We start from the raw sequence: 12,343 nt of genomic DNA, 5'->3' as shown, positions 1-12,343 counted from the left end.
ACACCAGTGTTGATGCACTATTAGAGGATTTTTCGCTATCCAAATGTAACTAACTGGAAACTACGATTAGTAGCACACACCAATCAGGCTGGGACATGACGACTCAACCTTCGGTACTACTGCACCGGGATGGGCACCAGTACAGTACTCCGGCTACAGCAGAGGAGGGTCACCGGTGACCACGCTTGCACGCAATATCAGTTCCTGGCTACTCATCGCTACTGTGGTGGCTACCAGTGGGACAGTCGGGACGACAGTTGCATTTCAGGATTCTGCACAGGACATACAAACAGAGAACGAAGCTCTCCACGCTGAAAACGAGGAATTGCGTGAACAACTGAGCGAAACCCGGGAAGACGAAAAGGCCGCAAAATCTCGTGCTGAAGATCTCAACGAACAGTTAAAAACACGTAACGAGGACGTAGACACACTTGTTTCGGAACTAGAAAAGAAAGAAAAAATGCTAAATGCTAGCCAAGCCCGGATCGCGGAGTCCCGAGAAAACCGAGCGGGCATGTCACGGTCCGAAATGAAGAAACGGCTCGATTATCTCTGTGCGCAGCCGGAGAATAGGGATCGATTTGGGTGTCAAGAGTTCGGTCCCAGCGGGTGACAACTGAGAGCTTGGCCCTCGAGTAAGCCACATTTCAGAACCGCTGAGTCTGTTCTATCCTGTTGGCTGTGGCCATTGTACGATCTCTACGCCCCGTGCGGTGAAATCCTCACAGAGGTGTAGCCAACGGTGACAGTTACGGGGCTACTGCACGTTACCCGGAATACTATTCTGTAGCTCGGTCTTACCTGCTCATCGGCGTTCTTGGAAGAGCGATGAGGGACCGTTCTTAGTCACGGAAATCTGTGCTTGACTCCGCCACAGAGTCTACAGAATTCGACGAGTTCACTAGCTACCACCCACTCCATTAGCTCTTAATGGTTATTAATTCGGGAGGCAACTACGCCACCAACACTCAGCCTAGGGAAAAACAGAACAGGCAATTCCGATCAGCTGGAAGGGTTGAGATAGAAGCGCATTCAGTTGGGATCGCTAGTTTGTCGGTGAAATATCACTGTGCTTGAAGCGCATAGAGATCGCCGGGAGCTGTGGCGACATACACGAGATCATCAACGACGGCGAGACCACTGTTAACCCCTCCCCGCTCGTAGTCACTAAATATTACTTCTCTTGTTTCGAACTGCCAGCCTTCGTCGCCGTTACTCGTATGGAAGGTGTACAGCGTGTGGCCTGCGGCGACATACACGAGATCACCAGCGACGACAGGTGGCCCGGAGAGATTCGTACCGACGGAACGCCTCCACTCTTCGTGCCCGTTAGACGCAGTCAACGCTATCAAAGCCCCTTCCGGGCCTGGAAGGAACAAGGTTCCATCAGCGACGGCGACAGGTCCAACGGAGTCGGAACCGAGGCTACGTCGCCATACATTTGCTCCATCATCGGTATTGAGTGCGAGGAGGTCTCCCTCAGATGAACCGAGATACAGTATCCCGTCCTCGATGACTGGAGTCGAACGCTCGATATCGGGCGATGGGGATCGTTGCCATCGTTCCTTCCCGTTGGTCGCGTTAATAGCGTGGATTGTCGATGTTTCGTCGATGCTATAGACCGTCCCGTCGGCAACCGCGAGCGGAGTACTACTCTCCCCGTCAAGTTCAAATCGCCAGTTTTCCTCTCCGCTCGATGCATCTACTGCGTAAATGGTCGGATCGTCGAACTGACCTCGCGTGTATACTGTCCCGTCTTCGACGGCTGGAGTCGCCAGCCCACCGCTGTCACTCTCGGTCTCGAACGTCCAGTCACGTTCGCCAGTCGCCGCGTCAAGCGCGAGTAAATCATGCGCACCAACGTAGACTCGTCCGTCGGCGAACGCCGGTGTACTGGCGTGGCTGTCCCATTCACCACCGACCGCACGACCTGTCCGACCGTTCACCACGAGACCACCGGCAGAGACACGTCCTCCGTGGACCACGGCACCCGAACTGGCCTCTGTACACGCGGGATGTCGCCAAGCCACCTCGACACCGTCTTTCGGATCGCTCGCCTCCGGATTATACCCGGTGTTGGCCGAGTCATACTGATACGATGGCCACGCCGTTGCCTGGTCAAGATCGGCGTCAGATTCGTACACCAGTTCGTCGTCGGAACAGTCTGGTGGGGGGAATGACGAGCGGGCTGAACAGCCTGCCAGGCCGGCCATAGCGATGGCAGTGCCTTGGAGAAACCGCCGACGGGAGAGCCTGTTCATGACCAAATTGCATTTTCAGTATCATACAGGCTTTCTGTGCAGCATAGATTCGAATGAATTGGTCACTAGCAAAGCAACCTATTGGTTGGTTCAACCAGACTGACGAGTCCGTCTCCGGGTTTACTTTCTCGTGAGTGGCAACGCTTCCTGAAACCCGCGGTAACTGCTTTTTTCACCTGTTATCTACCGAGTTCGGCCCAGATGATTCTACAACGAACCTAATCGCACGGTGTGGTGACGCGTAATAATACAGCAGAAATGATTCTGAACCGGTTTCTCGTGAACCTAGTGATCGCCGGAGAATTCGATTTGATATAGCGTTATATAATTTATGCGCTGTGGTAATTCGATCACCAGTATTTGTCTTGTTGTGGGTTTCCGCATGAGAAAACAATACAAGACAAACTATTAGTTGCACGATGAATATGCGCTACATACGAAAAATCGGCGATTCAGACGAACCAGCTAGACCGGTTCGTCGGTTACTACAGTTCCACCCCAAAACCAATGAGTAAAACTCGCTACTCAAACATGGACTTCGCTGCCTGCGAGTCCTTCTATTATGAGACAGTCGTACCGACGATGGAAACCGACGGCTTGGATCCGACCGCTGAAACCCCCACGTACACTTGGATGAACCGACAATTCCCGGGATTCGTAAAGCATCTCCAACGGCGATTCGACCTGTCTCCGGGGCAGTTCTACGATGAAATCGGAGTACCAGAAGCCACGACTCCATCAGGATCATTTGACTTCCTCTCTGACAACACACAGCGGGCCATCGAAGCGTACCTCGACGAACTTTCGACTCGACGTGGGCGTGCTGACGCGACGATCGACACACGGCGGTCGATTCTACGACGCTACGCGAAAGTATATACCAATATCCACGATACAAAATATTTGCTCGCACCGCTGGAGAATCCCGACGAACGCGTTGCGGAGATGGATCGGGTAGCGGCGACGTTTGATGCGATGGACCAACTGGACGATGCCCTGACAACGCTTGCGTCACGACGAAAATACGTTCAGGACACACGGCAGTTCTACAAGCACCTGGTGATGTTCGGAAACGCCGCGTACAACCCACTCGCTGATCTCGAAATCCGGTTTGGGTGGGATACGACTCCGTCCTGGGACAACAAAGCACTTGATAGAAACGCTGTCCAGCAGCTGTATGCAGTAGCGGCTGATCAGCGAGACAGATTTATCGTGGTCGCATGTTGTGGTTGGGGGCTTCGCCCGAGTGAAGTTGCATCACTACATATCCGGCAGCTCAACCTTGACCCGGACGATGATTCCCATCCGTACATAGAGTTCGGTGACGGCGAGCGGAAAAACGGTCCTGGGACCGTGGCTCTGCTGGCCGGCCTGGAGACAGTAGAGCGCCGTATAGAGACGCTTGGTGGTCCAGAGTGGAGTGGCTATCTCTTGCCCTCTCCGTCCGCAGCTACTGGCCATCTAACTGCCGAAACCGTCCGACGCCGGTTCAAGTCAGTGGCCGAGGCCGCAGATGTCACTGTCGATGGCGCCACACCAACGCCGAAAACTGGCCGTCGATTCTGGTATACTACGTACGGCGCTGCTGTTAGGCGGGTTGCAGAACGGTTTGAAGACGTCGCAGCGGAGCAGGGCTCGGCGTCTGCACAAGTCGTACTCGATAACTACCTCTCCGAGTCTGAAGCCCGGTCTCACCGACGGGCGGAGATGCGCGAGACGCTTGCAGGGCTGTTCGTCGAGTAGCCCACGTTTTGCAAGCCCGCTTCGGGAGGCGGCGTGTGGCTATACTATATAGCTATACCGTCTGACTAATCTTTATATCTGTGCAGTGAATCCGATACGGTATGCTGACCTACACCGTGTACAGCGAGGCCGGCGGTGTCGGCAAGACAACGATGGCGGCGAACCTCGCTGTCGCCGACGCCCGTGCTGGTCACGACGTACTGGCAATCGATATGGACCCACAGGAGGGGAGTCTCTCGTTCCTGTTCGACGTCGCGGACCACCGAACGGACTCAGAGGCCGATAGCTTAGTTCGGCACCTCGTCGAACGGCCACGCGGGCCGTTCGCTGACCTCATTGAGACCTCCGAAGGTGTCGATGTCCTTCCCGCACACAACTCTCTGGAGGTGCTTTCGAAACATCTGCGGCGTCGCGAGGAGGAAGCGGCGGACTTCGGTGAGAACTGGAACCCGAACGTCCAGCTCCTTCGTGTGCTAAAGGACGCGGACGTTCCGTCTGAGTATGACACTGTCATCATTGACCCGCCTGCGACCGCAGACGTGAAACTGTACAACGCCTTGCACGCGACGCGGAACCTCGTTATTCCATTCGAACCAAGCGGAAAGGGCCAGCAGTCCGTTGAGGGTCTTGCAGATCTCGTCACCGGACTTGAAGACACGCTCGATATCAACGTGGGCGTGTTAGCTGCCGTACCGAACCGGTTCAAAGGAACCAACGATCAAGAAGAGATGCTCAAACGGCTCCGTGCGGAGTCGTACGACACACCTGTTGTGTTCCGCGAGCGAACGTCCTTGCTTGAAGGGTGCTGGCGCAAACAGTGTTCGGCGTTCAAATACATCGAAGAATACCGGAGCCGGGAACGTGACTATGAAATCGAAACGCTGGAACAGTTCGAAGAACTGGCGGCACACCTCCGACAGACCCGGGAACAGGAGGCAACAGCATGAAGTCCGGCTCCGGCGACGATCCGTTTGCAGAGACGGATGCAGATACAGAACCGGAATCGGATGGCCAGCAGGATGAGGTGGCGGCTACCGAAACTGAATCCAGTGACGTACAAACTACGGCCCAGCCTGACATCCCATACAAATTCCGGCGGGAATCCGTCAAACAGGATCGCAAACAACGGCCGATTTTTATCCGGCCCGAGGTTGAGGAGCGGGAGTCCACGTTCCTCCGCAATCTGGAGGACGAAGTCGGCGAAGACGTCTACAAGACTGACGCGCTTGAAGCTGCTCTCGTCGTTGCTATGGACAATCCGGATCTTGTCGCCGAGAAGCTCCGTGAGTGGGGGTACGACTGGGAGCAGTCAACTGCTTCCCGCTAACCCTTTTGCCTTCTGACCGAAATTAGCGCTGTCGACGAGGAGCTTCATTGGTACTTCGACGGTGGTCTTGTCCGATACTCGTTGTTCTGAGACTTCCCTGCCGAATGCAACTGAGGCTGATAGTTGTGCTGGTTGACTATATTTGTACACTCGCTTGCTCGACTGGCCCTTTCAGCTATACTTATTGGCTATAATTACTGGCTATGTTATATAGTTTCACTGGCTGACTATTCTGGGTAGCTATACTCGCTGGATATATAGATCAGTCATTTTTGACCGCTATATGCTCTCGTCAGCCCCTCTATGTGGTACGGCGAGCTGATATACTGAACGTCGAATCTTGACTGAAGGTGCTAGATGAAGGTTCGAACAGCACTCAGAATATCTGTAGGCTGCTGTGGTTCGAAGCTCTCCTGATACTCAATATCGGACTTTGCCAGACGAGCGATTCCGTCTAACCCGATGGTGTGATGGATGGGGGACGCCGCACTGGTGATTGCTTTTGTCCAGAAGTTCTGGCACACCAACCTGCGTTTATACGACTCTCCTTGCACGAAGGAACTCACAGCAGCTCGGCCAGATTGTGCCGCATGCACCATTCCAAAGCCCGTCAGGCGGTTCGCCAGTCCGATAGCATCGCCAGCGATATGAACTGTACAGTCGTTTAGCTCGTACGAGCAGTCTGAGAGACTTCGCAGGCCGTTTGAAACGTCGGTTCCGCTGTATAAGGCCTCACGTTCGGGGGGCTCAATATCGACTTCTGCAAGCAATCGTCGCATATCTTCGTACAGTTCGTCAGGAGACTTGTCCTCCCGGCAACCGAGTCCGACAGTTGCTTCCGCTGGTGATTGTGGGACGATCCAGAGGAAGTAATTCTCGTATGCAAGCGCTCTCGGCTCTGGATACAGGTGTGAAAAGTCGGCCTCTATTCTCCCGCTCAGTGTCGGACATGCCACGTCATACGACAGGGACGTGAACCGGCTTGAGATCGGGAACTGACCGGTAGCATCAATGAGCAGATCTGATTCCGTAGATAGCCGCCGAAACTCCGCTTCGTCGACTTCTGCGTCCTCTATAATCTCTGTTTGTTCGAGTGTGCCTGCCCAGTGTTTCTCTAATTCCCCTCTATTCAGTATCACACTATCAGGGACATTTATTGCAGTCTTCGCGTCGGCACCGACAAATATCCCGGTTGTAGCTTCCCTGACGTAGCCCGGAACGTGCCGATCTAGTGGCACTTGTGAGTAGTCCCAGACCATCTCCCCCCAAGCGCCTCTTCGGTCACCAGTATATGTGCCCTTATCGTAGAGTTGCACGTCCGACGTAACCTCTTCAGCCAGTTGTGCTGCCGCTAATCCGGCGAATCCCCCTCCGACAATAGCAACCCTCATATTGTCTCCTTTGGCGGTAGCTATTTCAAACATACCCTCTTGCCCGCATGCATTTCGCGCCGTTTTGTGAACCCCGTGAGTGGCTGATCGATCCGTTGAACAACGGTGCTCGTGTGTTACCCCCGGCTTTGACAGCACTATCTGCGTAGTAGAACTGTAGACTCGATATCTACCAATAGGGCTGCTAGGGTGATGAAGGGGAACCCGTTGGTCGATGTCTGACAGAGCCTGTAATAACCTTAGCCGCAGATTGAATCGGAAATACAGTCGTGTCTTCCACCTATAGGCTCTAGAAAAGAACCTAAAAATCATAAGTATATACTTATTTTCGGAACTGAGGCCTGAAAAAACGAACTATGGTAACAGAAACCCCATATCTAGTTATCGACGAAGAAGAATAGTTTTACTCTCTCGGCCGCTGCCTGAAATATAGCGACCGACATTGAAATGTCGCAAGGAATTCGAATTTTCATCTTCGTTCAAATTATGCCGTGCAAGAGTATAACGAATGTACCACTGTTATTAGCTTGCGAACATACCAGTCCCGCTGGTTCCGAATGCTTAGTTCCTACTACAGCACGCTCCTCCGATCTGACCACGTGAACCGACTGAGAGGTCAGAGATGTAGTTGCTGGTGAGCGACACAGAAGCCACTGGTGTCGTCTGTGAGTGTTATCTACAAACCAAGCCATGACTGGCGGCGGCGGGTGGATTAGGGACAAACTGCCCACTATACTACCTACCAAGGGTCTGATTCCCCGCTGCCCTCTTGCATATGACTATACCGAACAAAACCTCGGTTGCTCCGTTCCCTGACGCGCTGGCTGACGTGTGGCTGAACCCCTCTATGGCCCACAAAACGTGTCGTTGTCGGCACTGGAGTTCCCTGCGTTAGCACGCAATCCAATTCGGAATTACCGAAGAGAGCTAAAATTCAAGCTGTTTGACGTGGTTTCAGGGACATTCACAATACTCGTTACGACCTGCTGACTCATATAGAGAGCGTTTGAAATACGACTCCACACCGGGGCCTCCTGTGCTGTCTCTGAGCCAAATAACTGTAGTACCGCTCTACTAAGTACCCGTGATTATTTGATATACGTGAATACTACTCGCTGCTGGCGGCTGCGGACTCCAAATTGATCTCGATGATGTTTGCTCCCTCCATCACCAATTCCGGAAGGTCACTATAGAGGTATTCACCGGAGAGTCGCGTTTTCGGTGCGGTCACACTGATCGCACCACAGACCGTCCCGTCCACGTCCTGTATCGGAGCGCCTACAGATCGCATCCCCCGGATTTCTTCCTCATCGTTTACCGCGTACCCCCTGCTTTGAATTTCTGCGAGTTCTTCCCGTAGCTCGTCGGGTTCGGTGATGGTCTTCTCAGTCTGCTGGACAAGTCCCTCAGTAGCCACTGTTTCAGTGATTTGATCGTCATCGAAATATGCCAGCAGCGCTTTTCCGGTCGCAGTACAGTGGAGATACTGTGGGGATTCTCGGGTTCGCCGTTGATAGTCCACGGCGACAGTTTCGCCCCCATTATGCTCGTACAGCGTTACCTCCTTGTTCCGGTACGCAACTGTGAGATGGACCCATTCGTTTGTCTCTTCGGCGAGGCGCTCTACTTCCTCTTTGCCGTGCTGATAGAGGTCGACCCGATTCCGGACGCTCTCACCGAGCGGTATGAACCGCAGCCCTAATCGATAGACGCCATCTGATTTATCGATAAAGTCCTCAGCAACGAGTGTCTGTAGATACGTATGTAGTGTACTTTTAGCAACATCTATGTCTTCACAGAGATCGGATAGCGTCGCCTCAGACTGTGACTGAATTTCACGCAGGACTTCACTGGCAGTCTGCATCGACTTGATTCGTCGGGACGGTGGTTCGCGTTCAGTCATGTGTTGATCCTTGTTTATCATGGTTATATGATTTTGGTATATCGAACGCACAGTCTGTTGCTGAGTCCTTTCGAAAATATGGACCAGACTGGGACGATCTGTCTCGGCGCACCGGATTTCGAAGCACAGTCGGATCCGGTCCAGATATCACGACTGTCTGTCTCCTTCTCTCCATGAACTTTTATTGATGATGGTGTCGATGGGGCAAATGACATGCGCTGTTGCCACAGCCGGTGTAGTCGCCAAACTATTCGTATAGAGTCTGAAAAACCGATTCGTCCCTCATCAGAGGGAACAGACCCTGATGCAAATATATCGCTGCGCAACCAGCGGAATCGAGATACGTAATAGAATCAATAAGTATGAGTTCTGAATTCGACATCAAGCTGTACGACGACATCGACCCCGAAGACCGGCCCTCTCTGGGGGAGGCGCTGATACCGATCATCGGGATGCTAACCGCGCTGGGCATCGGAATCGGAATTTACGGACTTGATCCGCAGTTCCCCCTCCTCTGGGGCATTGCCTTCACTGGACTGTTCAGTTACTACCGATTCGACATCTCTTGGGACGAGATGTATGCTGGGATCACACATACGCTGCTGATGGGCATTCAGGTCGTATTCATCCTGTTTATCGTCTATGCGCTTATCTCGACCTGGATACATGCTGGAACGATCCCGACGCTCATGTACTACGGCCTTGACCTGCTGCATCCGATAGTTTTCCTCCCGCTCACAGCGATCATCACTGCGGCGATAACGTTTGCCATCGGGTCATCGTGGACCGCGGCGGGGACGCTCGGTGTTGCCTTCATCGGAATCGGTTCGGGACTCGGGCTCCCTGAGCCGATGACCGCAGGTGCAATCCTCACCGGCGCATACACGGGCGACAAGCAGTCACCGCTCTCGGACACGACAAACCTCGCTTCGGCGGTGACGAACACCGATCTGTACGATCATATCAATGCGATGCGGGCAGGGACGTTCCTTGCCTTCTCCATCGCTGTCGTCCTGTACGCCGGTCTCGGTATTCGCGCGTCAGGATCTATTCCTGTTGATCGGATCGCTGAGATCCAGACGGCACTTACGGGTTCGTTCACGATCTCTCCGCTCGCGTTCTTCCCACTTATCGTGACATTTGGGCTGGCGATCTACGGCATCTCCGCAATTCCGGCTCTCGGTGCTGGTGTCTTTGCCGGCGCGATAACCTCGGCCGTGCTTCAGGGTAACTCGTTCACGTCGGTGTGGACTGTCGCACAGAGCGGGACAAGCCCGGAAACGGGGATGGAACTCGTAAACGGCCTCCTCGCAAGCGGTGGCATGGTTGGCGGTGCATGGGCGGTAACAATTGCTATCGCCGCACTCGCACTGGGCGGCCTGTTCGAGTGTACTGGAATTATCGCCGTCTTAGCTCATCATCTCGGTCGGCTCAGCAAGAGCGTCGGAAGTCTCACCGGCATTACGGTTCTGTCGTCAGTTTCGATGAACGTCCTTGCGGCAGAACAGTACATCAGTATCGTTGTTCCCGGCGTGACCCTGGGCAGTCTCTACGAAGAGAAGGGGCTCAAGACGGAGAACCTTTCCCGGGCGATCGAGTCTTCCGGCACTGTCACAAGTGCGCTCATTCCATGGAACAGCGGCGCGGTGTTCATGGCTGGCACGCTCGGCGTCAGCACGTTCCAGTATGCGCCCTACTACTTCCTGGGCTTCCTTTCGCCGCTCATCCTCATTCTTATGGGAGTTACCGGCTGGCAGATCACATATACTGAGACAGAGGCTGACGACCGGATGACGAGTAACGTGGCTGCACCGGCAGATAGCGACTGAGCGCACCACTTGAAACAAGTAACGAAGTGAGAATCCGAATCCAACTCGGAATCTACAGTATCTCTCCGTTCTCGGACCTGCTGCCTACTGGGTCCAGCTTAGTAGGAAACGAAATACAGTAATTGACACAGTTTGGCAGGGAAGAACAGTCAATAGATCGGAAGCCTCGAATTACATAGGGTATCTGATTTATTATAAGAAATATCAAAATAATTTCTACTTGCAGGGCCAAGTGACGAGTCCACTGGAAATAAAAACAACAGCATCTCTCATTCTAGCGAATAATGCCAAATATCGGGAGGCGATGGCTTTGTGTGCCGGTTTAAGATACTAACAGGTCCACTTTCACTGGATCTCGTGGAAAAACAGCGCCGCAGGTATCTCTGTGCTAAAAGCGGTAATAGGGGCCTTGAAGGGGACGAATATGCAAATATGCTCCTGTGTTGAACGGCTAATTCAGTCTGAGTTAGTGGCTCGCCACGCGAGCGGAGACGGCACAATCACTGGAAGATCTACCAAATAGCAATACAAATAGACTATATTAGAATATTACACGGTCACAGCAGAGTCGGTTCCGATCGATAAGGAACCGCACAGGACTCATTTCACTGCTCTGTGGCCGGTGGGTCGACACCTGTAGCGCGTTCTCTGAGTGAAACGGACGAGATACCTGACAGTCGTACTTGGGCGGGCGGAACTGGCAGTAACTATTGCAATCTAGCCCACTACACGTTATAGATCGCTGATTCAGTTGCCCCTGCCCCGTTTAGACCACGACAACACGGTCGGTTTGCCAGCATCCACGGAACTCACCGACGGACTGGACTGACAGACCGAACTCGTACGTGGTTGTCCGTCCATTTGGCCCGGTAATCGTCACTCGCTGCTCAGCATAGTTCTCGGTTCGCTCGACAGGGCCTCGCACAGCCTCTCCGAAGTCGATCATCGGACAGTACTGCGGTGACTCGACCATGGCTATAAACCGGTCAAGTGGCCCAGTCGAGCGGCGGTTGGCTGGGGAGGCGAAATTGTACGCCGTCATGATGCCCGCGTTTTCAAACGGGTCGTCGTTCGTTCCTAGCGCATCGAGCTGGAGGGCAACAGCGTCACTAGGGCTGTCTGTCTCGCTGGGTGTCGGAAGGTCGGCCACCGGATACTCGTGTTCTGGCATTGATCTCGTAGGTGCCGTGTATCTTTGAAACAGGGGCTATACCAGCATGAATGGCACGGCTGATCGGCTACGAACCCGGATATCGACGGGCGTTTGTGTTCCCGGTAGCTAGAACTGGCGACTGCGATCATGGCCGAACTGAGGAACGCACTTATCGAAACTATGTTGCTCGACGAGGAGCGGTTTCGCCAGCGGCTTCCGGATCTTGTCGAAACACACCAGCTACGAAGTGTCGATCCGTACCCTGGCGACGAGTCACCGGCAGACATTCTCCAGAACCTCGATGCACTCAAGCCCAGCTCTGTGACTCCCTTCGAGCGGGAGACTATCGCGAAATTGGCGCGACTCGGGACGGCACCGCTGGGCCTGACACTCACTGGCCCAGCGTATCAGGACAATCCGCTCAGATATGCGACTCAGACGTTCAGAGAGATGACCGGGTACTCGCTGGCGGCACTCCGTGGCGAGAATCTCCGCCTCCTGCAAGGGCCGGCAACGGACTCAGAGTCGGTCGCGACACTTCAAGAGGGGATCGATATCTGGGAACAGCGGACCGTCGAGCTATGGAACTATCGCGAGGACGGCACACGCTTCAGAAACCGGGTGACGATAGTGCCACTCACCGGTCCTGACGGCTCCATCACGAACTGGCTCGGTGCGCAGGAGGCCATCGACACGCCGGACAGCTGACTGCCGGTGACTCCACTCTGGTGACCGG

10 protein-coding genes are annotated in these 12,343 nt (G+C 53.9%); 6 read left to right on the top strand and 4 right to left on the bottom strand.

Annotation, left to right across the window (positions count from 1 at the left end; all coding sequences use genetic code 11):
* Positions 1–175 precede the first annotated feature (175 nt).
* On the top strand, positions 176–613 hold the full coding sequence (locus C443_RS02120) for a hypothetical protein (protein ID WP_005533342.1): 438 nt from the start codon (positions 176–178) through the stop codon (positions 611–613).
* A 451-nt stretch (positions 614–1,064) separates the two neighbouring features.
* Here the strand turns inward: C443_RS02120 and C443_RS02115 are convergent, their stop codons facing one another.
* Positions 1,065–2,261, bottom strand: coding sequence for an outer membrane protein assembly factor BamB family protein (locus C443_RS02115; protein ID WP_152422996.1), 1,197 nt, complete (start codon positions 2,259–2,261; stop codon positions 1,065–1,067).
* A 507-nt stretch (positions 2,262–2,768) separates the two neighbouring features.
* Between C443_RS02115 and C443_RS02110 the strand changes: the two genes are divergently transcribed.
* From C443_RS02110 to C443_RS02100, 3 genes are all read left to right on the top strand, one after another.
* Positions 2,769–4,004, top strand: a complete 1,236-nt coding sequence (locus tag C443_RS02110) for a tyrosine-type recombinase/integrase (RefSeq protein ID WP_049943825.1) — start codon at positions 2,769–2,771, stop codon at positions 4,002–4,004.
* Positions 4,005–4,105: 101 nt separating this feature from the next.
* Positions 4,106–4,951: a ParA family protein gene (locus tag C443_RS02105; protein ID WP_005533339.1), complete on the top strand. Its 846-nt coding sequence runs from the start codon at positions 4,106–4,108 to the stop codon at positions 4,949–4,951.
* The gene (locus C443_RS02100) at positions 4,948–5,331 is read left to right on the top strand and encodes a hypothetical protein (RefSeq protein WP_005533337.1); all 384 of its coding nucleotides are present in this window, start codon (positions 4,948–4,950) and stop codon (positions 5,329–5,331) included. Before C443_RS02105 ends, C443_RS02100 begins: the two co-directional genes overlap by 4 nt.
* A 353-nt stretch (positions 5,332–5,684) precedes the next feature.
* Here C443_RS02100 and C443_RS02095 read toward each other — a convergent pair whose 3' ends face one another.
* Positions 5,685–6,755: an NAD(P)-binding protein gene (locus tag C443_RS02095; RefSeq protein WP_005533334.1), complete on the bottom strand. Its 1,071-nt coding sequence runs from the start codon at positions 6,753–6,755 to the stop codon at positions 5,685–5,687.
* A 1,075-nt stretch (positions 6,756–7,830) separates the two neighbouring features.
* Positions 7,831–8,625, bottom strand: a complete 795-nt coding sequence (locus C443_RS02090; protein WP_005533333.1) for an IclR family transcriptional regulator — start codon at positions 8,623–8,625, stop codon at positions 7,831–7,833.
* Positions 8,626–8,987: 362 nt separating this feature from the next.
* Between C443_RS02090 and arcD the strand changes: the two genes are divergently transcribed.
* Positions 8,988–10,454 carry an arginine/ornithine antiporter ArcD gene (gene arcD, locus C443_RS02085; protein ID WP_005533330.1) on the top strand — a complete coding sequence of 489 codons (1,467 nt, stop codon included), beginning with the start codon at positions 8,988–8,990 and terminating at the stop codon, positions 10,452–10,454.
* A gap of 766 nt (positions 10,455–11,220) precedes the next feature.
* Here the strand turns inward: arcD and C443_RS02080 are convergent.
* Positions 11,221–11,625 (bottom strand): DUF4864 domain-containing protein, encoded by a 405-nt coding sequence (locus C443_RS02080; protein WP_005533329.1) that lies wholly within the window; start codon positions 11,623–11,625, stop codon positions 11,221–11,223.
* A gap of 129 nt (positions 11,626–11,754) precedes the next feature.
* Between C443_RS02080 and C443_RS02075 the strand changes: the two genes are divergently transcribed.
* On the top strand, positions 11,755–12,315 hold the full coding sequence (locus C443_RS02075; protein ID WP_005533327.1) for a PAS domain-containing protein: 561 nt from the start codon (positions 11,755–11,757) through the stop codon (positions 12,313–12,315).
* Positions 12,316–12,343: the final 28 nt, after the last annotated feature.

Origin of the sequence: Haloarcula argentinensis DSM 12282 (genome assembly GCA_000336895.1) — an archaeon.
GTDB classification, from domain to species: Archaea; Halobacteriota; Halobacteria; order Halobacteriales; family Haloarculaceae; genus Haloarcula; species Haloarcula argentinensis.
The sequence above is the reverse complement of the archived record's forward strand: the minus strand, read 5'-3'. Positions and strand labels throughout refer to the sequence as shown.